Origin of the sequence: Tautonia rosea (assembly GCF_012958305.1) — a bacterium.
GTDB classification, from domain to species: Bacteria; Planctomycetota; Planctomycetia; order Isosphaerales; family Isosphaeraceae; genus Tautonia; species Tautonia rosea.
Genome location: NZ_JABBYO010000006.1, coordinates 104218 through 129380 on the forward strand (window position 1 = coordinate 104218; position 25163 = coordinate 129380).

Genomic DNA, 25163 nt, shown 5'->3' on the forward strand with positions numbered 1-25163 from the left:
GGGTCAATCCATCGGTTCGCCGCGAATGCGGGCGATTTCGTAAGCGTCCTTGTCCCCTCGGCCCGAGAGGCAGATGACCACCACCTTTCCCGGTCCGAGCCGTTCGGCTTCCTTCATCGCCTGCGAGACCGCGTGGCTCGACTCCAATGCCGGCAGGATCCCTTCGCGGCGGGCCAGGGTGGTGTAGGCCTCAAGGGCTTCGGCATCGGTGATCGCCTCGTATCGGACGCGGCCGATGTCCTTCCAGTAGCTATGCTCGGGGCCGACGCCCGGGTAGTCGAGCCCGGCCGAGATCGAGTGCACGTCGCTCGTCTGCCCCTCGTCGTCCTGCAAAACGTAGCTGAAGCTGCCGTGCAGGACACCGGGCTGCCCTTGCGTGAGGCTGGAGGCGTGCTGGCCGAGGTTCGAGTTGTGCCCGCCGGCCTCGGCGCCGATCAGCTCGACCCCGTCATCACCAATGAACGGGAAAAACATCCCCGCGGCGTTTGAACCGCCGCCGACACAGGCCACCACGGCATCGGGCAACCGACCGATGCGGTCGAGGCACTGCTGCCTCGCCTCTTTGCCAATGACCGACTGGAAGTCTCGGACGATCATCGGGAACGGGTGCGGGCCGACGACCGATCCGATCGTGTAATGCGTCTCGGCCGACGATCCCATCCAGTCGCGCATCGCCTCGTTCGTGGCGTCTCGGAGGGTCCTTGAGCCGGTCGTCACGGGAACGACTTTCGCCCCCATCGTCCGCATGTTGAAGACGTTGAGCTTCTGGCGGCGGATGTCCTCCTCACCCATGTACACGGTGCATTCGAGGCCCGTCAACGCGCAGGCGGTGGCCGTGGCCACGCCGTGCTGACCGGCCCCGGTCTCGGCGATCACCCGTTTCTTGCCCATCCGCTGCGCGAGCAAGACCTGGCCGATCCCGTTGTTGATCTTGTGCGCGCCGGTGTGGTTCAGGTCCTCGCGCTTCAGATAGATGTCGGCCCCGCCGACCATCGCAGACAGGCGTTTGGCGAAGTAGAGGGGCGAGGGGCGGCCGACGTAGTTCGTCAGCAGGTCGTTCATCTCCTGCCAGAAGCCCGGATCGGTCTTGATCGTCTCATACGCCTCGGCCAGTTGGTTCAGGGCGTCGATGAGCGTCTCGGGCACGAAGCGGCCGCCGAAGGGGCCGAAGCGTCCGAGGGCGTCGGGAAGTTGCCGGGGGTCGGTGGCGGTAGACGTGGCCATGCGCGAGCACATCCTTCCAGATTCTGCGAAATCGACCGGGCGGGCGATGCATCCCATTGTTTCGGAGTCATCCTGCCTGGGTCAAGCCGATCGGACCGTTCCCTTCCCAGGTCGCTTCGCCCGGCAAACGCACACGGCCCGCGATCCGACCGAAAACTCGGGGTCGGGCCGCAGGCCGTGAGGATGGGGGCGCAATCAGGCAGATCGCCTGACCAGAGTCGTGAATGCCTGGCTCAGAAGTCGTCTTCGACGCGGAAGACCTTGTGGCACTCGGCGCACGACTTCTTGACCTCGGTGTGGGCGTTCTTCGACTCGGTCTGGTCGCCGGCCTCGACCTTCTCGATCAAGGTTTCGAGATGCGTGTTCATCTCGTCCATCAGCTTGACCCAGGCCTCTTTCGGATTTTCGACATCCTTGGCCTTGTCGAGCGCTTCTTCGTTGTCGCGAGACTTCTTTCCCAGTTCAAGCAAAAGCTTCGCTTCGGTCAGGGCGTCTTCCTGCGACTTCTTGAACGAAACCGGGGTGCGAAGGTAGCGGTTGATCTTGTTGTTGGCGGCGCTGACTTTCTCCATCATCTCATGGAGCGTCTCCTCCTCCTCCAGCACGGTCGCGGCCGAGAGGCCGGCCGACAGGGCGGCAACGAGCGAGACGCTGGCGGCCAGCGCGAGCCACTTGCGCAACTTCATCGGTCAAGGTCTCCAGGGGTCTGAGAGTTCATTCGTGCAACAGGCAGGATTGCGTTCGTTCGGCAGAAAGACGACAACCGCGCACGAAAATCCTCGGCCGCCGCCTCGAAGCAGATCTTCTGGCAGTCTAGTCACCATAAACCCCCAGGCCACCAGATGCAAGCGCCCCGAACCCGCCGACCGCCCCGTCCCCGAGTCGTCGGCTGTCTGGTACACTTGGTTTTTTCGCGTTGCCAACCGGCCCGTTCGACCGTTTTCCCCGCCCTGGCCCGGACCGGCGCAGCCCGACCCGGACGGCACCGCACGCACGACTGACCCGGACCGACCGCCCATGCCCGACCCTGAATCCGATCCCGAGCCGAAGCCGAAGCCGATCGACTACAAATCCGCCGGGGTCGATCTCGACGCCTACGAAGAAACCATGCGTCAGATCCCCCCCTTGCTGCGCCGGACCTACACCCCCCGGGTGATCGAATGGCCGGGGGGCTTCGCCGGTCTGTTCCGGCTCGACGACAAGATCCGGCTCCTGACCCGGACCTATCACGATCCTGTGCTTGTGGCCTCGACCGACGGCGTCGGCACGAAGCTCAAACTGGCCTTTGCCACCAACCGGCACGAAACCGTTGGCATCGATCTGGTGGCGATGTCCGTCAACGACTGTCTCTGCGCCGGGGCCGAGCCGCTCCTTTTCCTCGACTACGTGGCCATGAGCCGAGACGATCCCGATCTGACCCGCCGGATCGTCCAGGGCATCTCCGACGGCTGCATGCAGGCCGAGTGCGCCTTGCTCGGTGGCGAGACGGCCATCCTGCCCGACTTCTACCACTCGGGAGAGTACGACCTGGCCGGGTTCTCCCTTGGCGTGGTCGATCGCAAGCAGATCCTCGACGGCTCGGAAGTCCGGGCCGGCGACAAGGTGGTCGGCCTGGCCAGCTCGGGCCTGCATTCGAACGGCTACAGCCTGGCCCGCAAGCTCGCCTTCGACGTGGCCGGTTTGAAACCCGATTCGTACGTCCCGAAACTCGGCCGCACCGTGGCCGACGAGTTTCTGGAGCCGACCCGCATCTACGTCAAGGCAATGAAGACCGTCTACCGCCACTACCGGGTCAAGCGGATCGTCCACGCGATCGCCCACATCACCGGCGGCGGCCTGATCGACAACCCTCCGCGGGTCCTGCCCGAAGGCCTGTCGATCCGGCTTCAGCGCGGATCGTGGGAGATTCCCCCCGTCTTCGGCTGGCTCCGCTCCCTCGGCCATCTGCCCGACGATGAAGCCTTCCGCGTCTTCAACATGGGCATCGGCCTCGTCCTGATCGTGGCCGACTACTACGCCGAGGCCATCGCCCGCTACCTCCGCACCGAGGCGGGCGTCCCCGCCTGGGTCATCGGCGAGGTCGAGCCCGGCGAGCGTTCGGTCCGATGGTCCGAGTAACGGTTTGCGGAACGTATCACGCAACACGGGCCGAGCACTTGCCATGCTCGGCCCGTTTCAATGGTCGTCTGACCTTCGCTCGGCGAGTTACTCGCCCAGCTCTTTCCGCCGATCGGGATACATCGGCCCCTCGGTTCTGGCCAGCACCCGAGGCTCACCCGTCCGGTCCTGCAAGGTCCGGACGAGTTGGATGGGCGGGGCCGTCTTGGGCCATCGCTCGAATTCCGAGGGGTGCAGCAAGACGAAATGCGGCGACCGCCCGCGCGGTTCGACGTCCAACGCCTCGGGGGCCGGAATCTGGCGCACCTTTCGCCCGGTGTGGAAGGCCAGGTCCGCCGGCCATCGGTCCCGATCGGGGATACCCGGGTTGAACGTCGTCGCGTTGATGAAGTAGAGCGTCGCGGTCCTCGGCATCCACTGACCGATGGCGCGCCCCCAGGGCCCCTGGCTCGCCCGGTAATTCCACTCGGGGACGATCACCCCCCAGTGCGCCAGCTTCAACCCCAGGCAGACCAGGACCATCGCGAGCACCCCGAGGATCGGCCTCGCTTTTGTTTGGCCCGCCAGCGCCACCGCCGGCGCGATCAGCGCCACGCCGATCAGGACGATCGCCAGTGACCGATACGCCCCGATCGCCGCCGCCACGTACCCGAAAATCGGCGAGGCCAGCGCGGCCCAGCCGACCGTCCCCGCGATGGTTGCCGTCCAGAAGGTTCGCTTCGCCCCCTTCGACAGGCTCGACCAGTCGCCGATCACCCGCTCCAGGCCTGCGGCCGACGCCATCGCCAGGCCCAACAGAATTGGCACCCGAGCCGCGTTGCCAAGCCCCGGAATCAAGGTCCCGGCCAGCGCCAGTGCCCCGACGATCTTCAGCCAGTCGAGGACAAACGTCTTCCCTTCCTCCGACCATCCATCCCGGATCGATCGGAACGCGGGCAAGACTGCCAGGGTCGACCATGGCAAGGCATACGCCAGCACCCAGAGGGCCAGCGTCCAGGTCGGCCCCTTCACCAGAGGCAAGGCGACCGCCGCGGCCCAGGCTTCGAACCGAGCGGTCGACCAGGCCCAGACCGACCAGGCAAGGCCGATCGCCAATGCTCCAACAACCGCCCGCCCCGGCTTCGCCCCTTCCTTCGAGCCGAGCACGAACGACGGCACCGCCACGACGGCCAGCATCGGCCAGCCACCGGCCAGACTGGCAACCCCCGCCAGCAGACCGACCGCGAGATCCGGCCCTCGTGATCGGAGCCGATCGAGCGCCAGCACTGCTCCCAGGCCGGCAATCAGGTTCAGGTCGGGCACGATTGGCTTGATCATCAAGGCGTAACTGCCCGTCACACCGTACACGAGCCAGGCGATTGCCCCGTCGAGCAGGCCGAGCCCGGCCGCCGATCGGTCGATCATTGCCACGGTCCCGGCGGTCGTGAGCGCCGCGAGGATGGCCGCCCGATTCCCCAACACCGCCCCCACGCGTCGCGATGCGACCAGGGCGATCAACGCCGCCGCAATCGCCTCCGGCCACCGCACAGACGCGGCCGTCGCGGTCACTCCGCCGTAAAACCAGGCCCAGAGCTGGCTTGGCACGAGCCGAGCCGGCAGTAATCCTGGCTCCCAGGCCCCGTACACCAGGCCGAACGGCCCGATCCGCTCTCCCGAGGCCATCCCGAGTCGCGCTTCCAGCGGCCCCAGGTCGAGCCTCCCGGCGCCGAGCAAGGTGAAGACCGTAATGATCGCCACGACGAGGGTCGTGGTCAGCCGGACCCCCTGAAACGGAGAGCTTTCGGTCGGCTGATCGGCCCGGTGGCGCCGCGGGGGGGCGATGATCTCGGGGGTCCGGGTAGTTGCTGCCTGGCTCATCGGGTCGTTCCTCCGTGCTCGTGCCCGTGATCCGCCTTGGCGAAGGTCGCTCCCGGTGCGGTTGGCTCGGCACTCGAATCGCCCGAAGGCGTCTGGCCCGACCGGTCGGGAATGCCCGGGAAGGAGTCTGTCGGCCAGTGATCGATCATGCCGTAAACGTAGCCGCAGAGCCAACCTTCGCGATAGCCTTGCCGCTCCAGCTCGGCCGCGACATCATCAAGCGTCCAGCCTTGCCGTTCCATCCGGTACAGGGCGACCATCGCTCCGGTTCGGCAGGTCCCTCGGGCGCAGTGGACGAGCACCGGATGCCGCATCGGGTCGTCGATGGCCTCCATCACCTGGCGAAACTGCTCCTCGCGGCCGAAGCCGTCGCCGGGCATCGGCAGGTTGATGAACTCGGCCCCGAGCCGCTCGACCAGCCGACGCTCGGCGTCGACATTCGGCCCCGGCAGATGGAAGCTGACCACCGTCCGCAACGAGTACAGCTCGATCGCCTCGGCCAACTGCTCGGGGTTGAGCTGGCCGCTCCGGTAGAGCACCCCGGGCGTGACCACGTCGAAGTGATCCCAGACCAGGCGGTTGTTCTGCACCTCGATCGTCAGCCAGGTCGCCACCCCGGCGACGACCGCCGTCAGTGCCGCGGCCATCGCAATGCGCATTGGAAATCGCCTCCCCGATTCGCCCTTCGAGCGTCGATGAGTCATCCACAAGCCGCCGGGAACGATCGTCTCGCGAAAGGGGGGGCTTCGAGGTGCGTTGGCGCAGGGGCGTTCCGCTCCGATTCCACGCCCGGCGGGACGCGGATCGTAGGCCGATCCTTCCGAACGGTCAACCCGGATCGCCCAACTGCTATGGTCGGGGCACCTCCCTCTCCCACGCCTGGCGCAAACGATCGCACAAACTCCGAACGGCGATCGTACAGGGAGGCCAGACCACGATCCCCGGCTTCGGTCGGGTTGTGGCCGCGACGGAACGCCCGCTAGGATACAACGAATTGGTTCGAATGGGCCGGAGATCGGACCGACCGATCCTCCCCGAGCCCCTTTATTCGTTCGACTCTCGCCCGGGAGGCACGACGCGATGCGAATCGCCCGAAGGTTCCGGCCCCTGACGGTCGGTGGCCTGATCCTCGCCCTGCTGATGGTTTCTGTTTCCGCCCCGGCCATCGCCTCAGCCTCGGCCGACGATCCGAAGCCGACCCGGAGCGACTCCCCCGCGCCGCTCCAGCCCAGGGAAGTCGCCTTCACCGCGACCGTCGAGCCTCCCCAAGCCCGGCCCGGCGAGACCGTCACCTACGCCATTACCGCGAAGATCAAAGATTCCTGGCATCTCTACGCCCACGCCGAGGAGATTCCCGAAGGCGTTTCCGTCCTCCCCACCCGCTTCGAACAGTTCGCTCTCGGCGGTCTCGAACCGAGCAAGAAGGGATGGACCCCCTCGCAGCCCCCGAAGGCGAGTGACCCGAACTCCAGCGTGCTCAGCTTCTCGTATCACGAGGGGAGCGTCACCTGGACGCGCACCCTCCGCGTCCCCAATGACGCCCAGGCCGGAGCGGTCGAGCTTCAGACTCAGGTCTTCTTCCAGCTTTGCGATGACTCGGTCTGCAAGCCCCCGACCCGTCGCACCGTTCCGACCGCGACCCTGACGATTCTCTCCGACAAGGCCCAGGCTGGGCTCAATCGCCCCGCTTCGTCGCTCCTCGGCCTGTTCGCCCCGCTGCTCGTCGCTCCCCAGGATGATCCCCAGCCCGAGCGCCGAGACTCCCCCCCGGTCCTCCAGCCAAAAGAAGCCCAGTTCGAAACAACGATCGCACCCGTCGAGGCTCGCCCTGGCGAGGTGGTGAACTATCAGGTCAAGGTTTCGCTGGCGCCGACGTGGCACATCTACGCGATTTCGGACACGATTCCCGAGGGGGTGGCTGCCGTCCCCACTCGCTTTGACCTGTTCGGCCTCTCCGGTCTGGAACCGGCGGGCGACTGGACCTCGGACCGCGAGGCCCACAAGCCCGAGGAAGTCTCGGGCGTGCTCGCCTACGACTACTTCGAGGACGAGGTCGTCTGGACCCTGCCGCTCCGCGTGCCGGCCGACGCATCGCCAGGTGAGCGAACGATCCAGACGCAGATCCAGTTTCAGCTCTGCGATCCCAAGAGCTGCAAGCCCCCGACCCGCGTTACTCTGCCGCCTGTGAGCTTGACCGTCCTTGAAGGCGACGGCTCAACCCCGGCCTCCGCTCCTGATCCCGCCCCCGCCGAGCCTGCATCCGTCGCCCCTTCCACTGAACCAACCGCTGCTGCGGCTCCGACCGTCCAGGACGACGCCCAACCTGAACGTCGCGATTCTCCTCCGGTTCTTCAACCGAAGGAGGCGACCTTCTCGACCGCCCTGGAACCCGTCGAGGCTCGCCCTGGCGAGGTGGTGAACTATCAGGTCAAGGTTTCGCTGGCGCCGACGTGGCACATCTACGCGATTTCGGACACGATTCCCGAGGGGGTGGCTGCCGTCCCCACTCGCTTTGACCTGTTCGGCCTCTCCGGTCTGGAACCGGCGGGCGACTGGACCTCGGACCGCGAGGCCCACAAGCCCGAGGAAGTCTCGGGCGTGCTCGCCTACGACTACTTCGAGGACGAGGTCGTCTGGACCCTGCCGCTCCGCGTGCCGGCCGACGCGGCGCCGGGTGAGCGAGCGATCCGCACGCAGATCCAGTTTCAGCTCTGCGATCCCAAGAGCTGCAAGCCCCCGGCACGAGTGACGCTGTCTCCCGTCACCTTGACCGTCCTGGAAGGCGACGGCTCGACCCCGGCGCCGACGCTTGCGTCTACTTCAGGAGTCTCAAGCGCGAGGACGGAGCCCGTGGCTCCGGATGCCTCAGCCGAATCTGACGCCGATCCAATCACCCCCAGCCCCGGCGTTGCCACCGGGGAACTGGCGGAGAAGCTCGATCAGGGGTTGCTCTCCTTCATGGCCTGGTCGGCCCTGGGCGGTCTGGTCGCCCTGCTCATGCCCTGCGTCTGGCCGATGGTGCCGATCACCGTCAATTTCTTCGTCAAGCAGGGGCAGATGCGTAAGGACCGCAGCACGACCGGCCTGGCCGTGACCTACTGCCTGGCGATCATCGGCGTGTTCACGCTGGTCGGTGTGTTGTTCTCGGCCTTCTTCGGCGCCGCGTCGCTCTCGCAACTGGCGAACGCCGCCTGGCTGAACCTGCTGGTCGCCGGTTTGTTCATCGCCTTCGGCCTCAGCCTGCTCGGCGTCTTCGAGATCCGGTTGCCGAACTTCCTGCTCAACGCCTCGGCCCAGGGCGAGGCCCGAGGCGGCATGGTTGGCGTGATGTTCATGGCCCTGACCCTGACGATCACCTCCTTCACCTGCACTTTCCCGGTCGTCGGGGCCTTGCTCGTGCTGGCGGCCGGCGGCAGCTACCTCTACCCGGTGATCGGTCTGGCGACCTTCGCCACGGTCCTGGCCTTGCCCTTCTTCCTGCTTGCCTTGGCTCCGGGCCTTTTACAAAGCATGCCTAAGAGCGGCGACTGGATGAACGCCGTGAAGGTCGTCGGCGGGCTCATCGAGATCGGCGCGGCCTTCAAGTTCCTCAACACCGCCGAGATCAGCCTGGGAGCCAACCCCGAAGACGCCTGGCTCGACGCTCAGGTCCTGCTGGCCACCTGGGTCATCATCGCCGTCGTTTGCGGGCTCTACCTGCTCGGCATGTTCAAGACGAACCACGACCACGGCGACGTGCAAGTCGGCGCCGGCCGGATTCTGTTCGGCACCCTGTTCCTCGGCCTCGGCCTCTACTTCTCCCCCGCCCTCTTCGGCTACCCGCCCAAGAGCAAGATTTACGACCGAGTCGTCGTCGGCCTGCTTCCGGCCGATGCCGATGAGATGGACATCCTCTTGCAGATGCAAAAGCGTGGCATGACCGGCGGCGGTGGCGGTGCCAGCCCCGGCGGGATGATCGTGGACGCCAACGAGACCGACCCCGTCCGCCGCGCCCGCAACTTCCACGGCGTCTGGTGGGGCATGAGCTACGAGGCCGCCCTCGAACAGGCGAAGGCCACCGGCAAGCCGGTCCTCATCGACTTCACCGGCGTCAACTGCGCCAACTGCCGCTTGATGGAGAAATCCGTCATCCCCCGGCCCGAGGTCGTCCAGCGCCTGGAGCAATTCATTCCCGTTCAGCTCTACACCGACCGCGTCCCGGTCGACGGCCTCACTCCCGACGAGAAATTCGACCTCGCCGAGCAGAACCTCATGCTCGAAGTCGAGCTGACCAACCAGCAGGTCAGCCCGCTCTACGTCATCCTCACCCCCGACGAGCAACTCGTCGTCACCCCCCGCGGCGGCTACATCGAGCCTGCCGAGTTCGTCTCCTACCTCGACCGCGGCCTCGCCGAGTACAGCAACCTCGCCAAGACCGCCGCGACGACCGAGTGATTCCCGCACATCTGCTCATTTCGTCACGAAACCCCGGCCCCGGCACCTTTCGATCCAAACCGATCGGAGCCGGGGCCTTTCGCTTCGTTGGGGGCCTTGCTCACCGCTTCGATCGCATGTCCTGTGAGTGTTGCGGGTCGGTTCTCACTCCGTCTTTCCTGCCGATTTGCTCCAAACGAGCCGTCCATTCCGAAACACGACATCACAGGTCCCCTCATCGTTCCCGAGCCGTTCGAGGATCGCCCGATCCGTGCCGCCGTACCGCAGATCATTCACGCAGCAGACCTCAATCGCTCGGCACGCCCGCTCAATTTCCTCAGCCGTTTCCGGCTGCTTGATGAAGTGCGTAATGATGTTCTCATCATTCAACGGTGCAAGCAGGTCGGGGGCCTCGAACTCGGGGGCCTCGCACGCCAGGCATTGCCCCGTCGTGTAGAACGGGCCGGGCACATTGAGCGGGCAACGCTCCGAGTGCTGATGGATCGTGCCCGGTTCGACCTCGACCGCCTCGCGTGCCGAATGTCGCTCGCGACGCCTTCGGAACCAGCCGAACATGGAATGCCTCCATCCTCTCGCATGCCTCGATCGCCCGCCTGCGTCCTGTCCCCTCATGAACGGGACCGATCCACCCGCTCCACCCAGCCCGGGACCCTCGCCCACAACTTTTCCACCGAGCGAAGCCCGACATCCGTCTCCACCAGCGAACCAAGAGAAACTGCCTTCCGACCCTCTCCCCCGCAAGCGGGGGAGAGGGTGGCCGCCAGGCCGGGTGAGGGGGGCTCGGCCAGAGCGAACCGCGTCGAGCACTCGGGAACCGTTCGAGAGGTCTCGATGCCTCTCTGCCCCTCACCCCTTCCCCCTCGACTCCTTCTCCACGATCCCGCTGATCCCGAACCGTCGGCCCAGCTCCTGTTCCACTGCCGACCAGTGCAGGTCGCGGTGCCCGAGCATCACGACGGCATGAAAGACGAGGTCGGCCACCTCCTTCACAAGGTGGTCCTTCCCCTCCTCCCCCGGTTCGTCCGCCGCCTCGACCACCTCGGCCGCCTCCTCGGTGATCTTCGCGGCGATCTTCGGCACGCCACCCTTGAGCAGTGAGACCATGTACGACCGCTCCTCCGGCGGGTTCGCCTTCCGCTCGGCCACCAGGTCAGACAAGGCATGCAACACATTCGGCTGATCGGCCACGGCAAACGCTCCGCACGTCGAGATTCCTCGCTCGATCCGGCCGACACGCTCATCGGCCCCTTCGTGATCATACCCGAACGGGCTTGCGCTCCGGTGCGATCTCCCCGCTCCTCCTCGTTCGCTGTGCCTTCTCGCGAGTCCCTCCCTCCTGTTCATTCCTCGAACAATCCCACCTCAGTCGCATCCTCCGCTTGTCTCTCCCGCCCCGAATCAGCGAAGATGGACAACTTCCCCCAACCGGTGATCAAATCGACCGGAACGGATGGTCAACCATTTAGGACTCTTTGGACAGAGGACGGCGGATGCTTCGCTCTGGACTCAACCCAATCCCGCTGCTCCTCCTCGGCCTGGTTACCCTCTGCCCTGCTGCGATTGCTACTGCGATCGCCCAGGGCCTTGAGTTCTCCGGCTACCGCGCCGAGCGTCTCCCCTTGCCCGCCGACGTCCTGCCAAGCTGCATGGCCGTTCGCCCCGATGGCACTCTGGCGGTCGGTTCGATGGATGGCGATATCCTTCTCTTGCTCGATTCCGACGATGACGGCATCCCAGACGCCTACCACCGATGGGCCGGCACCCTGCCCCATTGGCCGCTCGGGATGATCGCCGAGGGAGACGACCTGATCGTCGCCACCCGGTCGGCCCTCATTCGCCTCTCAGACACCGACGGAGACAACTGGGCCGATCGCTGGCTTACCATCACCGATGAGTGGGACGTGACCCGCGACCACCACGACTGGACCACCGGCATCGCCCGCTGGCCCGACGGCTCGTACGTCGTCAGCCCCGTGACCGACGACGTCCGCGAGCGCTCCGTCGAAGGCCGTCACCACCTCCGCGGCAAGGCGATCAAGGTCGATCCCGAAACCGGATCGGTCGACATCCTCGCCCACGGCCTCCGCTACCCGACCGGTTGGGCCACCCGATCGACCGACGGCCTCGTCGTCTTCACCGACAACCAGGGACAGCAGAAAACCAATTGCGAGATCAATGTCCTCCGCCCCGGCCACTGGTACGGCTACCCGAGCCAGGCCGACCCCCCCTCCGGCCCCGAAGACGCCCCCCTCTATACGCCGAACATCCTCATCCCCTATCCCTGGGCCCGATCGGTCAACGGCCTCGCCTTCGCCGAGACAGAAGGGAATTTCGGACCGCTCGAAGGTCAGCTCGTGCTCTGCGAATATAACAACCGCTTCATTCTGCGAGCCTCGCTTGAAGAGGTCGACGGAGAAATCCAGGGGGCCTGCTACCCGTTCCTCGGCAGCCTGCTCGGCCCCTTGACGCTCGCCTTTGCCCCCGACGGCACTCTCTACGTCGGCAGCATCCGCGAACCCTCCTGGGGAGCCGAGCCCGAGCAAGGCGCGATCTACCGCGTCCGGTTTGCCGGCGACCCCGTCTTCGGCATCGCCGAGGCCACGGCCGAGCCCGACGGGTTCACCCTCTGCTTTTTCACCGATCCCCCCGATCCTGACCTCGTCCTCGATCCAACTCGCTACGCCGTCAAACGCTACCACCATGTCTTCCAGGGCGCCTATCATTCCCCGCCGACCGACATCGAGTTCCTCTCTGTTGCCTCGGTCGAGCCGGGTGACGAGCCTCACTCCGTCCGACTCACCCTCCGCGAACCGCTCCTTCCCGGCCGGATCTATGAGATCCGTGCCGACCTTCCCGGAGCCGAGCCCGACATCGCCCACTACACCCTGCACCGCATTCCCCAACCCTGATTTTCTCGAATTCGTTGATTCGTTTGCCCCGCTTCGGAACCGCGCTCTGCCTCCCTCCTCACCTCGACGACCTCGTTCGAGCCTTTCCCGGTATCCTCAATGGAACACGACTCCTCCGCCCTCGAAACCGAATTTGGCGTACCCATTCCCGGCCGCGTCCTTCCTGAGTCCGAATGGGCTCGCACGGCCATCAAGCGCCTCCCCCCGCCCGAGGAAGGCCCGCTTGACTGGGCTGCGATCTTCGGCCGAGAGGCCCCGATCGTTCTCGACCTCGGCTGCGGCAACGGTCGCTTCACCCTGCTCAGTGCCCTGAATCGTCCCGATCACGACCACGTCGCTATCGACATTGTTCCTGCCGTCGTCCGCTACGCCACCAAGCGCGCGAATCAGCGCGGCCTCCATAATGTTCGCGTGGCCGTTAAGGATGCACAATCGTTCCTTCGCTCGTATGTTCCTCACGAAAGCGTTTCCGAAATCCACCTCTATCATCCTCAGCCTTACCACGACCCGAACGACGCTCGCTTGCGCCTCGTGACACCCGCCGTGCTCAAGCACATCCATCGCGCCTTGAAACCCGGCGGCCTGTTCGTCGTCCAGACCGACAGCCCCGAGTACTGGGAGTACATGACCCAGATTCTCCCCTCCTTCTTCACCGTCCGGCCCCACCCCTCCCCCTGGCCCGATGCCCCCGAAGGCCGCTCGCGTCGCGAAATCCTCGCCCGCAGCCGCGGTCTTCCCATCTTCCGAGCCGTCTGCACTCGTCGCGACGACCTTCGCCAGGGTGACATCCGCGAACTCGTCCAGAACCTCCCCCGCCCCGACTTCGTCAGCCGAGGCCCCTCCGCCGAACTCGACGCTCTGGAAGCCGGCGAGGGCGACGCCGGCCCCAGCCGCAGCCGCCCCGGCCCACGCCGTTCCCGGCCCTCCGGTCGCCGTCGCCGACCCTCCTGATCGCTCACAATGGGAGGAGGGCACAGGCCTGAACTCAACCGATCAGGCCAGCCCCTCCTCCGGCCGGGGCGGTCGGCGCGATCGTCTCGACGGTCCCCGGCGAGGCTCCCCTTTCGAACCTGAATCTCCGGCTGATCCCGGTTCGAACGCCACCACCGCTGCCTCCCCCCGGTCCATCCTTGATCCATCAAAGAAGGCGAATTCCGGGTTCCCGTAGTGCTGATACGCTCCCCAACTCAGCGCCCCTCCCGGCACCTGAGCCAATCGGGCCACCGCCAGTCGGGCCGCCTGCATCGCCCGATGAATCACCTGCGGGCGCGACCCCTCGATCCGCCCTTCGTCTCCCTCTGCCAGTCCAAGCAACCCTCGGTAAAGCGTTTGCGAGAAGACCGTTGCCGCCTCGTCGTGCACTGGCCAGGCCGTGCAGACGAAGTTCGACACCCCCCGCTCGAAGAACGACTCCGCGAAGCTCGGCGCCAACCCTGGATGGTAGCCGACCACCCCCTGCTCCAGGCGCGACGGCACCACTCCCGACTCGCACGCATTCACAAACACAAATCTCGGTACCCGGTCCACTCTCCTCATCTCATGAGCCGAGATCACCTGGCCGTCTGAAAACACCAATCCAGATCTCGCCGGATCGTTTTCCTCGTAGAATGCATGCCCGGCGTAGTGGAAGGCATCGTACGTCCGTCCCATCAACAGACGCAGGACATTGGTTCGAGTCGCCTCCTCGGGTCCGATCAACGCATCCACTTCCACAATGTTTCCTGAGTGCCCCCAGGCCGTATTGAATGCCCGGAACAACTCGACCGTCGCGATCCCCTCGCGCCTCGCTCCCGGCAACGGTGCATCGACCGCCGGATCGGCCACGACCAGCACGCGCAAGAATCTCCGCTTCGGCGGCGGCGGCTCCGGAGGCGCCCCGAATCCGCTGATCAACTGCCGCGTCAGGCCCCTGCTCGTCCCCAGGAAGGCCGACCCGTCAAGCATTCCTCGAATCGACGGTTCTTGATCCTCGATGGCGTCGCCCTGGTTCCAGAGCTCGGGCCGGGCCACCATCTCCCAGTGGATCCGCGCCGAGGTCGCGTCGAGCATCATCACCAGCGGCCCCCCCGTCCGCAGCAACGGCCGGAAGTCGCGCGGCAAGACCAGTTGCCCCAGGAACCGGCCCCGAGCAAACTGCCGATCCGGGTCGTACTCGGTCGCCAGCTCGTCATTGGCCGAGGCCACCAGCGACGGGTCCACGTCGATCTCTCGCATCGGCAACGCCGCCGATCGCGTCACAGCCCCGAACCGAAAGACCCGACGATTGGACATGTCTCCCGGACCAAAACGGACGGTGATCCGCACCGGATCGTCCCCCTCGCCGTCCCCCTTTGGCCCCATGCTCCCGTTCATCCGCCACCGCTGCCGACGCTCGGCCCATTGCCTGGAAAACTCTTCGCGCTCGAACTCAATGGCCCGATCCTCCAGCGCACTCAGTTGTTCCTCACTCATTGGCTGATAATCAAGAACCAGCCGATTCGTCCGTTGAAATTCCTTTTGGAATTGCCGAAAGGTCCGGTCCACTTCCGGTACGATCCGAGGGTCGGACAGCACAAACGTCAGGTGTTTGACCCGCTGGTTGTCGGCCACGTCAAGCCCGCCGAACGCCAGCTTGATCCCCCTGACCCACGCCTCCGCCGCCTCGGCTGGTGGCAGATTCGCGTTCTTCGTCCCGATCGGTGCGGCCGCCAGATGCTGTTTCCCCAGCTTCCCGAGCGCCCACAGCAACTCTCTGGCCAGCACCGTCAGCTCCGGCGCCCCGAACCCCCCCGGCACTCCCATCCCACAGAGGGCGATGACCCGAGACGGTTCTCTCGGGTCCGGCACGAAATACGGCTGCCCGACCGCCCCTTGCGCGAGCCCCCGCTCGATCATCGGTCCCAGAAACCGGTGTGCATGCGAGAGCGCCGGCGAGCCACTGTTTGCTTCACCCGTACTCATCGTTTCAGGACATCGGCACCGGCTCACGCAATCATCCAGTTCCCAGGCCGGATCACCTGGCCTCGGTGTCTCTCCCGTGTAATGTCCCAGGGCGATCGCGTCGATTGGCGGCGCATCGCTCCCCCCTTCGACCCGTAACGCTCGCGAGCCGATCGCCGCAATTTCATCAATCGCAAGGTGAATGCTGATTCTGGGCGGCTCATTCGCCACCGACGATCCCCCCTGCGATTCCGCCGGTCCACCCGTCGCCGCGACCACCTGTCCCAGGATCAACTCTTCCAGGACCCGCGATTCATGCGTCGGTTCGATCGACTCCAGATCCCCATCGGCCTCCTCAATCGTTCTCAAGGCCGCTCGTTGCGATCGGGTCCGGTTCAACGAGACCTCGAAGGCCGCCCGCTGCGCCTCGTGTCGATCCGACCACCGTCGGGCCGCCTCACGATCGGCGTGCCGTTCAAGGCCTGGCGCCTCGGCTGGGTCGCTCCAATCGTGCTCCACAACAGCTCCCGGCAAGCCTGATACCGACTGCCCCGCACTGCGCGTCATCCGGCTCCGCAGGTCGCCGAACTGGAGCACCTCGTTTACGGAATTCAAAACGTTCGGGTTCTCAAGCATTGCCGCATGCTCATTTTGAACTGTGAACGTTCGCACGCGGATCACATTCCCCTCCCGATCGCGCAACTGCCCCAGGCGCCGGGAAACGCTTCCATCTCCCTCGGTGGTAAACAGGTAATGCGATGCCAGGTCAAACCCCTTCGGCTGCGGCACGCGGGCCAGGTGATCGAGCTTGCCCGGCGCGATCCCGTCGGGAGTCTCCAGCCCTTTCCCGGCCACGTAGATCAAGCGCTGTTCAATCGCCTGCCTCACTTCCGGCTCCTCAAGCGACCGCGCCAGCCCCTCATGAAACGCCCGAGCCCCCGCCAGATGCCGGCTCGACACCCCCGTCGACCCATACGTTGAGGGATCATATAACGGTTCCGCATTCGCATCGACGAGCGGAGACGGCAGCAATTGATACACTCCAGGGAACGAATGCACGACCCGCATCATCCCCGCCATGTCTCGCGAGAGATCCAGCCGCTCCAGCATCCAGACCGTGTTTGCCAGCCCACACAGCACCTGAGGCACCAGGTACGACCCGTGGTTCGGTGTCCCGAGCATGACCAGTCGCCCTCCCCGCGACCGACGCTCCTCACCTCCCGACCACATCGACCGCCATCGGTCTCCATGACGTTCAATGAAACTGCGAGCCACCAGTCCTCCCATGGAGTGTGCCACCAGATGCACCGGCTCATCGGGGCCAAAATGCGTATTGATGCTCGCCAGCAGGGCGTCGGCCGCCAGCCGCAAATCCTTCCGCCAGTCATACGTAAACACGACCACCCGCCAGTCCCGGCGCATCGCCAGCACCAGCTCCCCGTAGTACTTCCACAAGACATTCCCGGTCCGAGTCGAAAATGCCGGGTCCGCCTGCAAGACCCCATCGCTTGCCAGTTGCAGGCGGCCGATCCCCCCTCGAGCCAGCCGCCAGAGGTTCAACCAGATTTCCTGATCGTTCCCTCTCCGGTCGATCGCGTGCAGAGCGCTTCCCATCAGGCCGGGCAGCACCACCACGTTCCCCCGAGGGCTCGACCGCGATCCCCTCGTACTCGACGGTTGCGCCACGGCCAGCGCTCGCATCCGTCGAAACCGATCGTCGCCGAGATAACGCCGCAAGGCCCGCTCGTCTTCCGACGTCGGGCTCGACAAGATCGCCTCAACCTCGTCAATTGAGGCTCGTTCAAACCGCTCGATGATGGCGTGAGGCCGCCGCTCACCAGACCGGCCCTCGCCGGGCCTGGTCCCGTTCCTGTTCGATGCGCTCATGATCACGGTGCCCGGTTGCTGGTGCTTTTTGAAGTGCGCGCGAAGTGCTCATCAACCGGAAATGCAGTGCGATCCTCACACTGTTACCATTCTGCGCAAATTGCCCGAGTGCAACTTCTTTTCGCTCAAATGTGGTGAATTGGTTCCGACACCTGCCGCCTTCCCTGCACACTGTTCGGAAACATCCGCCGTTGATCGAGCATCCCCTCGGGCCCAATCGGCAGTGGAGCGAAGTCCGAGGCGAAGCTCAGCGTCTCTCCCCCGCTCACCTCGTCGGCCAGTGCCGGCGAGACGTACATCGTTTCCAGTTCCAGTGTATTCGGGATCACCACCATCCTTACCTGTGAACCATCCAGGCGCCAGCAGGTTTGCAGACTCATCGAGATCACCTCCCGATCGGTGGGCAGGGCCAGCGGAATTCGCGCTCGGGTCAAGAAGTTGCTGGTGAAGCAGTTAACCCGCATCGGCTCGGGGTCGATCTGCCGGACCAGGCGATCGGTTGTCAGGTCGGCCAGTCCGATCCCGGTGGCGTTGCCCTGTGTCTCGGGAGACAGGTCCAGCACAGCCAGGCGAGTGATGACCGGCCTCGGCAGGTCGGGCATTGTCTCGACCCGCTGCCGACCGATCACATTCGGGTCCATGCCGGTCCCGCTGTAGTTCTTCCCCAGTTCTCCCACGATCAACACATCAATCTGATCGAACGGCAAGCGCCCCATCATCTGCCTTGCCTCGTCGAGCAATCGCGGTTCAACCTCCAGCAGCTCTTCCGGTTCCACTGCCTCAACCTTCGCCGTCCGTTCCTCGGCGTTCTCCAGCAAGGCGATGCCGAGCGCCACCGGGGTCTTTCGCAGCAAGAATGCCCCGACCTCCGGCAGCAAGGCCCGCAACCCCGGCAGGCCGAGCTTGTGTACCTGCGCCGCCCCTTCCTGCTTGCCCAGCCCAATGGTCAGCATCTTCAACAGGCCGCTCTCATAGCGGCCGGTGAACGACGTGTGCGGCTTGATCCGGTTGAGCAGGACGATCCCATCGGCGTCAAACGCGTTGCGGTCGAAGTGGATCGGCAGACCGAAGGAGTTTGTCCCCAGGCTGACCGTCTCCATTTCCGACCGGATCGGGCAGCCGATCGACTCCTCTGTCACCCCCAGCTCGGCCAGCAAGGCCCGCTGACCCTCCGCCGTCCCCTTGCCGTGACTCCCCATCGCCGCCACCACAAACGGCGCAAACCCGAGCCCCTTGAGCGAGGCCACCGCCGCCCGAGTAATCCGGTCAATCCCGACAATCCCTCGGCTGCCCACGGTCAACGCCACCCGTCCCCCTTTCGGAATCCGGGCCGTGATGTGGCTCGTCCGGATCGCCTCGGCCACTGCGCTCGGAGCGTCGTTGAGCGCAGGAAAGGCGGTCCGCTGACGGACTCGGGCGACGTTGGGAAACTCAATCGAAATCGGCGACATGATGTGGGCTCCTTCCCGGCTCGGCGGGCCTGTTCATCCTACCGCCCCACCCTCCCACCGTCAGCGCCCCCCCATCGAGATCAGAACGATTGCAAGGCTACACTCTCTGAACGCCGAATCGTTTTGAACGCGGACCGCCGACAGGGTCCCGAGCTTCGCAATGATCCGATCCTATCGGAAACCAGCCGGACATGGTTCCGCGGTTTCCGTCATGTGAATTCGTCGATCAATGCACGCCTGCGCCATTTTGAATCTCTGTGCTCGGTGTTTCGCCGATTGTAGTTTTTCCCGATTCCGACCGGACGGGTTCACCTCAACCGTGCGTCGATCCGGGAGCCCAATGTGTTGAATCCTCCCGACTCGCCGCGTGATCCAACCTCGATTCAACCTCCCAAGCGTCTTGCCGCTCAACAGGTTCGGAGCACGATCGTAACAAAGGTTCAGGAATCGTGTTCCAGAATCCTTGTATGTCCGTCTGTGTATAACGGTGGCGTTGAACCGAGGTTCTGGCACGCCGTTCGCGTTGACGGTTTCACATCGACCGCGTTTCCCGTTCGCTCGGTACGGCCGCTCACGTCTCATTGCTCCCGACTCGCCGATTCCGGCGTTCTTCCGGTCTGCTCGAACACGAAACGCGAAAACCTGTTTTCGTTTTTTCGAACCCACCGAGGGCCCCTTCTGGGGGTGATCGCACGTGGTCTCGATTGCGCTTGAAACGCTTGTCGCGGCGTCGTCCATGTTTGGCGAAGCCCAGGAAAGCCGCGCCGCCGTCCGGGAACGCCAGGATCACTCACTCGTGGATCGGATGGGTTCACATGCGAGTTCGTTCATGCCGTCGGCGGCCCTTGCACGTCGTCACTTCTTCGTCGCTCCGCTCGATATTCTCGTCCATCGCGACTCCTGGGGCCGCCCTCGCTTTCAGGTGGCTGAACTCAACGGAACCGGAATCGGCGGCCTGACGAACATGACCGAGCCGGCGGTTGCCTCGGTGCTCGACGCCTTTTCCGAGATTCCCGACGTCTTGCCTGTTTCCGATGAGGGATCACCCCCCTTGATCGTCATCGCCTCATCGGGGCGGGAGAACCGCGAAGCTCCCCGCGTCAACCGGCTCTTTTATGAGAAGATCCTCTATGCCGATGCCATCGCTCGGGGGTTTGCCTGCCTCGGCGAGCGTTGCGACCTCCTTAGCTGGGATCAACTCGCCCGCATGGGCACCTGGCAGCCAACCCGTCCCACGGTCGTGCTCGGTCATCTTCGTGAGTTGGCCGAGGCCATCACCTGCGACGCTCAGGGGCGGCTTCGCCTGTTCGGATCGCCCGTCTCGGCCACCGTCAACGATCGCTTTTGCATGAATCTGGTCAAGCGATTCGACAGCCAAATCGACCTCGACCGCTGGTTCACCGCCAACCGTTGCTTCGTGGCTGGGGCCGACAAGGCGACCGCCTACGACTTCTTCAACCGTTACAACGCGACGCGCGCTCCTGGTGCCTTTCCGCTCGTCGATCACGCAATCCCCTTTGCCCGCGCTCACTCTCGGGTTGAGTTGATCGAAACGGTCCTGGCCTGGGTCCGCGCCGGGCGTCGGACCGTCATCAAGCCAATGGCGACCGGCCTGGGACACGGCATCGAGTTCTTCCTCGACGCTGATGAGCCGACCGCTGCCATTGTTTCCCGGATCGATCGCTCGATCGCCTTCATTCAGGAGCACTACGACTATCAGGGCGGCGGCCTTCCCTACACCGTCTGCGAATACCTCGACTCGGCGGTCATCGACGACCCGATGCACGACCTGTTCGGTCACAAGTTCGAGCTTCGCGTGGTCGTCTACCGCGATGGCGACCGGCTCCGCCCCTTCCCGTCGATTGCCAAGGTGTCCGCCTCGCGTTTCGACGCGGCCGCGATCGATCGTGGCATGCTCATCAATAATGTCACTGCCTCGTCCTCGGTCACCTCCCGGCCCGGTCGTGAGTACGTCCTTCCCCTCTCGAACGAGAAAACGCTGGCAACACTCGGCATCGAGGAATCGGAACTCACCGACCTCTGCCGGTTTTGCACCGGCTATGTCGCGTCGGTCCTTGAGGCGCTCGAACCCGCCTCTGTGCCGGCTCCCCTCGGACTCCGCTCCACCGCCGGCAATCGTTCCCTCGTTCAGGTCGCCTGACCACCTCCGACCCATTCGCCGATCGGCGGAGAGGGCTGAGGGGCCGCTTCCCGGCCCCCACTCGCCCCACGGGGTCGTCTTCCCGGTCCGTCAAGATGACCTCGTTCAACCGCTCAACGATCTTGGTCGCGGTTTCCCGCTCCGCTCCACCTCGTTCTCGTCTCAGGAGTTGTTCTGCTCGTGTTCGACTGGATTGATCGACGGATCGCCGCGCTTTGCTGTCTCGCACCAGGCGACCTGTCGCGCCTGGGTCCGTTCTTCGTTCTCTACGCCATTCTGTTCGCGGCCCTGACGATGGCCGATGGCATGGCCCTGACCCTTTTTCTCGGGCGTGTCGGGGCCGATCGCCTCCCCCTCAGCTACGGCCTGACGGCGATCGGGAGCATGGTCGCGGTAGGGGCGTATCTCCGGATGGCCCGGCACCGATCGGCTCCGGGGGTGTTCCAGTCGATCCTGATCGGCGTATCAGGGGTCTTCCTGATCTCCTGGGCGGCAGGCCTGGGCCTCCTCGGCGATGCTCCAGGCCGCGCGGCCCCAGCTGTCTTCTTCGCGGCACGCGAGATCGCGCTCGTGCTGGTGCTTGCACACTTCGGCACATTCCTACAGGAATACTTCACCCGAGTTGACCTCAACCGCATCTTGCCCATCGTCTACGCTGGAGGCCGCTTCGGCGGCCTGGCCGGAGGCGCGATGCTCGAACACCTTGGCCCGGCCCTGGGGGTCCTTCAGCTCGCTCCCGTCATCTCAACCTTGATGCTTGCCGGTGCGTTTGTTGTCGCAATCCTCGCAAAACGCCTCCCCCCTGCCCCGGACGATCCAATCACCCCGGTTTCCGATTCTGCGAACGCCTCCGGTGGCTTGGCCCGTTCTCCCCTCTTTCGATGCCTGGTCCTTTCCTCGGGCCTGTTCATGATCGTCCGATGGTTTCTCAACTACGAATACAACCACTTCTTTGAACACCATTTTTCCTCCGAGGCCGAGCTCGCCGCCTTCCTCGGTTGGTACACACAGTGGGCCTTGCTCGCCTCGTTCGTCGTGCAACTGTTTGTTGTCAATCGCCTGGTTCGTTCCGCGGGCTTGCGGGGAGCGGTGGCGCTGACGGTTGTGCTCTTGCTGATCGGCATGGGGCGGAACCTCTGGGAGCTGACCCTGCTGGCGGCCGTCTGGAGCCGATTGCTCGAAACCGAGCTGCGCTTCGGCCTTCGCAACCCGATCAATCAACTCGTGACCAACCAGTTCTCCCGTCCCGACCGTCTCCGCGTCCGCGCCTGGACCCTCGGTGCGCTCAATCCCGTTGCCGCCCTGATCGGCTCGATCGCCCTCGGCACACTCCAGCTCACCGGCCTCTCCTCCTGGATCCCCCCCTTCGGTTTCGCCCTCGCCCTGCTCCACGCCCTCGCCTCGCTCGCCCTGATCCGACACCTCCAGGACCCGGCCTCCGCCTCCCCGACCCCGCACCCTTCTCGAGCGCCCCGCATTGTCTCCCGAGCCCGTTTCGCTCAATCGTCCCGGATTGTGTGACTACCCCTCGCTCTCGGAACGATGATGAAGGTTGTGCCCTTTCTTCTTGAGATGTCCCTTTACGCGCTCCTTCCGACCCCTGATCTTTCTCAATCTGGCCTGTCCTGTCTCGATTGTGTGAGTCGCGAGACATCGTTTTGGTCTGTCGAAATCCGAATTTTGCCTCTCCTTGATTCGCAGCCCCTTCTTCGCAAGCTCGGAGGATCATCCTCCTCCTCGATTCCCGAAACGAACGGAGCGTTTCGCGGCAAGCCCATTCATGAAAAGAGGTTGCGTCAGATGTTCCTGGCGCACCGGCCGCGCACCCATTGCGCACTCACTCCCGGCCCCTGGCAATCTCCGTTCGACCGGGCCAACCGCTTCCTGTCCCGTCTTCCTCGGCGCGCTCGATTTCCCGAAACGAACAGGGCCTTTCTTTCGAAAGATTCGATTGGGAAACGACTTGTGACTCCATCGTCCCGCGCATCGAGGCGCACCAGACCCTTTTTCGGCTGCGCACCGAGCCCCCTGTCTCTCGATCCTCCTCGCTTGACCCGGCATCAACGCGATTCCCGAAACGAATGACGACGAGCAAGCAAAAGTGCCTGCTCTCGTTGAAGTTCCGTCGTTCGCGCGAAGCGCACCGGGCTGCTTCCGACCCCTCCTAGCGGGTGGCTCCCCCCGAAGCGGAGTAGCGCCCCCTGGCGATTTGGCGCCTCCGGCGGCATTCTTGGGAGTCGGTCCGGGCCGAAGGTCGGCCCGACTCGACTGGTTCGTATTGTCGGGAGAACGTCTCGATGTCGATTGCTGCCAGGGTGCTGACCGTCATCCCGCTGGGGTTCCTGCTCGTACCAGCCCCGCCGGCGATCCGGGCCGACGATCCGGTCCGGTCCGAGGGGTTCATCTACGAGGAGGCTCCGTTCCCTCAGTGCCACGCCTCGACCATCGCCGAGACGCCCGATGGCACCCTTGTCGCCTCCTGGTTTGGCGGGACCCGCGAAAAGCACCCTGACGTGGGCATCTGGGTCGCCCGCAAGGCCCCTGGCGCCAACTGGTCGGCCCCCGCCGAGGTGGCCAACGGCGTCCAGTACACCACCCCAGAGGGTCAGGTTGTCCGTCACCCATGCTGGAATCCGGTCCTCTTCCAGGCCGAGGATGGCCCCTTGCTCCTCTTCTACAAGGTCGGCCCCAGTCCGAGCACCTGGTGGGGGATGCTCACCACCAGCCTCGACGGCGGCTCCTCCTGGGAGACCCCCCGACGATTGCCCGAAGGCATCCTCGGCCCAATCAAGAACAAGCCGATCGCCCTGCCCGACGGCTCCCTCCTCTGCCCGACCAGCACCGAGGACGACGGCTGGCGCGTCCACTTCGAGACGACCCCCGACCTCGGCCTCACCTGGATCCGCACCGGACCGATCAACGATGGTCAATCCATCGGCGCGATCCAGGGAAGCATCCTCACCCGCGCCGATGGCTCGCTCGTCGCCCTCGGCCGCAGCCGACAGGCCCGTCTCTGGCAAGCTGTCTCGACCGACGGCGGCTCCTCCTGGTCCGAGATGACCCTGACCGACCTGCCGAACCCGAACTCCGGGACCGACGCCGTGACCCTCTCCGATGGCCGCCACCTGCTCGTCTACAACGCCACCGAACGCGGTCGATCCCCCCTGAACGTGGCCATCTCCAGCGACGACGGCAAGAGCTGGACCATGATTCACACCCTGGAGTCGGAACCCGGCGAGTACTCCTACCCCGCCGTCATCCAGGCCAAAGACGGCACGATCCACATCACCTATACCTGGAACCGCACCCGCATCAAGCACGTGGAACTCGACCCGAACCAGATTTAATCGACACAAAAGGGAATTCTCATGGATATGCAGCTTTCCGACAAGATCGCCCTCGTCACCGGCTCCACGGCAGGGATCGGCAAGGCGATCGCCGCAGCCCTTGCCGCCGAAGGGGCGACCGTCATCATCAACGGTCGCAACCCCGAGACAGTCGAGGCGGCCGCCCGAGAGCTCTCCTCACTCGGGGGCGGTGCCGTGCACGGGGTCGCCTGTGCCCTCGATTCCGCCGAAGGTGTTGATGCGTTGCTCAAGGGGGCCGAGGCTGTCGGTCCGGTCGATATCCTGATCAACAATGTCGGCATCTTCGAGCCGAAGCCGTTCGACGAGATTCCCGACGCCGACTGGCAACGCTTCTTTGATGTGAACGTCATGTCCGGGGTCCGCTGCTCCCGGGCCTTGATGGGAGGGATGCGCGACCGCGGCTGGGGCCGCATTCTGTTCATCTCCAGCGAGTCGGGCATCAACATCCCGCAAGAGATGGTCCACTACGGCATGACCAAGACCGCCCAGCTTGCCATCTCCCGGGGGCTGGCCAAGACCCTCGCCGGCACGGGCGTGACGGTCAACTGCCTCTTGCCCGGCCCGACCTGGACCGAAGGCGTGGCGACCTTCGTGCAGCGGATGGCCGAGCAACGCGGGACGACCGCCGAGGCGATGAAGGCCGAGTTCGTGCCGATGGTCCGGCCCAGCTCCCTCATCCGACGCTTCGCCACCCCCGAGGAGGTGGCGGCACATGCCGTCTACCTCTGCTCTCCCCTGGCCTCGGCCACCAGCGGCGCAGCCCATCGTGTCGAGGGGGGGATCGTCGACGTCTGCTTCTGACGAGCAGGCCCGCCCCCAATCCCCCCTCTCCCGA

Annotated in this window: 16 protein-coding genes; 8 read left to right on the plus strand and 8 right to left on the minus strand. The window is 65.0% G+C overall.

Translation table 11 applies throughout. The features are described 5' to 3' along the window. Positions 1-3 precede the first annotated feature (3 nt). Entirely contained in the window at positions 4-1224 is a 1221-nt protein-coding gene (gene trpB, locus HG800_RS12205) for a tryptophan synthase subunit beta (protein WP_169976913.1), read from the minus strand. A 233-nt stretch (positions 1225-1457) separates the two neighbouring features. After that, a complete protein-coding gene (locus HG800_RS12210) occupies positions 1458-1910 on the minus strand; it encodes a cytochrome c (RefSeq protein WP_169976914.1) in 453 nt (150 codons plus the stop codon). A 331-nt stretch (positions 1911-2241) separates the two neighbouring features. Between HG800_RS12210 and purM the strand changes: the two genes are divergently transcribed. Then, entirely contained in the window at positions 2242-3342 is a 1101-nt protein-coding gene (gene purM, locus HG800_RS12215; RefSeq protein WP_169976915.1) for a phosphoribosylformylglycinamidine cyclo-ligase, read from the plus strand. Between the two features lie 87 nt (positions 3343-3429). On the opposite strand, the gene HG800_RS12220 is transcribed toward purM, so the two are convergent. Both HG800_RS12220 and HG800_RS12225 read right to left on the minus strand, forming a co-directional pair. Further along, entirely contained in the window at positions 3430-5199 is a 1770-nt protein-coding gene (locus HG800_RS12220) for a hypothetical protein (RefSeq protein WP_169976916.1), read from the minus strand. Then, complete coding sequence (locus tag HG800_RS12225) at positions 5196-5858, minus strand: fused DSP-PTPase phosphatase/NAD kinase-like protein (RefSeq protein WP_169976917.1); 663 nt, start codon at positions 5856-5858, stop codon at positions 5196-5198. The genes HG800_RS12220 and HG800_RS12225 overlap by 4 nt, the downstream gene beginning before the upstream one ends. A 421-nt stretch (positions 5859-6279) precedes the next feature. Here HG800_RS12225 and HG800_RS12230 point away from each other — a divergent pair, with 421 nt between their 5' ends. Next, complete coding sequence (locus tag HG800_RS12230; RefSeq protein WP_169976918.1) at positions 6280-9633, plus strand: protein-disulfide reductase DsbD family protein; 3354 nt, start codon at positions 6280-6282, stop codon at positions 9631-9633. 144 nt (positions 9634-9777) lie between these two features. Here the strand turns inward: HG800_RS12230 and HG800_RS12235 are convergent, their stop codons facing one another. Next, positions 9778-10188 carry a hypothetical protein gene (locus HG800_RS12235; RefSeq protein WP_169976919.1) on the minus strand — a complete coding sequence of 137 codons (411 nt, stop codon included), beginning with the start codon at positions 10186-10188 and terminating at the stop codon, positions 9778-9780. Positions 10189-10479: 291 nt separating this feature from the next. Beyond that, on the minus strand, positions 10480-10821 hold the full coding sequence (locus tag HG800_RS27360; RefSeq protein ID WP_315852024.1) for a phosphoribosyl-ATP diphosphatase: 342 nt from the start codon (positions 10819-10821) through the stop codon (positions 10480-10482). 302 nt (positions 10822-11123) lie between these two features. Here HG800_RS27360 and HG800_RS12245 point away from each other — a divergent pair, with 302 nt between their 5' ends. Continuing rightward, positions 11124-12542 (plus strand): DUF7133 domain-containing protein, encoded by a 1419-nt coding sequence (locus tag HG800_RS12245; protein WP_169976921.1) that lies wholly within the window; start codon positions 11124-11126, stop codon positions 12540-12542. 99 nt (positions 12543-12641) lie between these two features. After that, positions 12642-13493 (plus strand): tRNA (guanine(46)-N(7))-methyltransferase TrmB, encoded by an 852-nt coding sequence (trmB, locus tag HG800_RS12250; protein ID WP_169976922.1) that lies wholly within the window; start codon positions 12642-12644, stop codon positions 13491-13493. A gap of 42 nt (positions 13494-13535) precedes the next feature. Here trmB and HG800_RS12255 read toward each other — a convergent pair whose 3' ends face one another. Both HG800_RS12255 and HG800_RS12260 read right to left on the minus strand, forming a co-directional pair. Then, the gene (locus HG800_RS12255) at positions 13536-17348 is read right to left on the minus strand and encodes a CHAT domain-containing protein (RefSeq protein ID WP_169976923.1); all 3813 of its coding nucleotides are present in this window, start codon (positions 17346-17348) and stop codon (positions 13536-13538) included. A gap of 125 nt (positions 17349-17473) precedes the next feature. Next, positions 17474-18799 (minus strand): lactate racemase domain-containing protein, encoded by a 1326-nt coding sequence (locus HG800_RS12260; protein WP_206352242.1) that lies wholly within the window; start codon positions 18797-18799, stop codon positions 17474-17476. Positions 18800-19493: 694 nt separating this feature from the next. On the opposite strand from HG800_RS12260, the gene HG800_RS12265 reads away from it, so the two are divergent. The 4 genes from HG800_RS12265 to HG800_RS12280 all read left to right on the plus strand — a co-directional run bounded on the left by HG800_RS12265 (position 19494) and on the right by HG800_RS12280 (position 25129). Then, positions 19494-20960, plus strand: a complete 1467-nt coding sequence (locus tag HG800_RS12265; protein WP_169976924.1) for a hypothetical protein — start codon at positions 19494-19496, stop codon at positions 20958-20960. A gap of 180 nt (positions 20961-21140) precedes the next feature. Continuing rightward, a complete protein-coding gene (locus HG800_RS12270; RefSeq protein WP_169976925.1) occupies positions 21141-22481 on the plus strand; it encodes a hypothetical protein in 1341 nt (446 codons plus the stop codon). Positions 22482-23257: 776 nt separating this feature from the next. Continuing rightward, on the plus strand, positions 23258-24307 hold the full coding sequence (locus HG800_RS12275) for a sialidase family protein (protein WP_169976926.1): 1050 nt from the start codon (positions 23258-23260) through the stop codon (positions 24305-24307). A gap of 21 nt (positions 24308-24328) precedes the next feature. Next, positions 24329-25129, plus strand: coding sequence for an SDR family NAD(P)-dependent oxidoreductase (locus HG800_RS12280; protein ID WP_169976927.1), 801 nt, complete (start codon positions 24329-24331; stop codon positions 25127-25129). The last annotated feature ends 34 nt before the right edge of the window (positions 25130-25163 follow it).

What these genes read in the sequence shown, in the direction of transcription:
- trpB (WP_169976913.1), bottom strand. Translation starts at nt 1,224, where the DNA reads ATGGCCACGTCTACCGCCACCGACCCCCGGCAACTTCCCGACGCCCTC.
- HG800_RS12210 (WP_169976914.1), bottom strand. Translation starts at nt 1,910, where the DNA reads ATGAAGTTGCGCAAGTGGCTCGCGCTGGCCGCCAGCGTCTCGCTCGTT.
- purM (WP_169976915.1), top strand. Translation starts at nt 2,242, where the DNA reads ATGCCCGACCCTGAATCCGATCCCGAGCCGAAGCCGAAGCCGATCGAC.
- HG800_RS12220 (WP_169976916.1), bottom strand. Translation starts at nt 5,199, where the DNA reads ATGAGCCAGGCAGCAACTACCCGGACCCCCGAGATCATCGCCCCCCCG.
- HG800_RS12225 (WP_169976917.1), bottom strand. Translation starts at nt 5,858, where the DNA reads ATGCGCATTGCGATGGCCGCGGCACTGACGGCGGTCGTCGCCGGGGTG.
- HG800_RS12230 (WP_169976918.1), top strand. Translation starts at nt 6,280, where the DNA reads ATGCGAATCGCCCGAAGGTTCCGGCCCCTGACGGTCGGTGGCCTGATC.
- HG800_RS12235 (WP_169976919.1), bottom strand. Translation starts at nt 10,188, where the DNA reads ATGTTCGGCTGGTTCCGAAGGCGTCGCGAGCGACATTCGGCACGCGAG.
- HG800_RS12245 (WP_169976921.1), top strand. Translation starts at nt 11,124, where the DNA reads ATGCTTCGCTCTGGACTCAACCCAATCCCGCTGCTCCTCCTCGGCCTG.
- trmB (WP_169976922.1), top strand. Translation starts at nt 12,642, where the DNA reads ATGGAACACGACTCCTCCGCCCTCGAAACCGAATTTGGCGTACCCATT.
- HG800_RS12255 (WP_169976923.1), bottom strand. Translation starts at nt 17,348, where the DNA reads ATGAGCGCATCGAACAGGAACGGGACCAGGCCCGGCGAGGGCCGGTCT.
- HG800_RS12260 (WP_206352242.1), bottom strand. Translation starts at nt 18,799, where the DNA reads ATGTCGCCGATTTCGATTGAGTTTCCCAACGTCGCCCGAGTCCGTCAG.
- HG800_RS12275 (WP_169976926.1), top strand. Translation starts at nt 23,258, where the DNA reads ATGTCGATTGCTGCCAGGGTGCTGACCGTCATCCCGCTGGGGTTCCTG.
- HG800_RS12280 (WP_169976927.1), top strand. Translation starts at nt 24,329, where the DNA reads ATGGATATGCAGCTTTCCGACAAGATCGCCCTCGTCACCGGCTCCACG.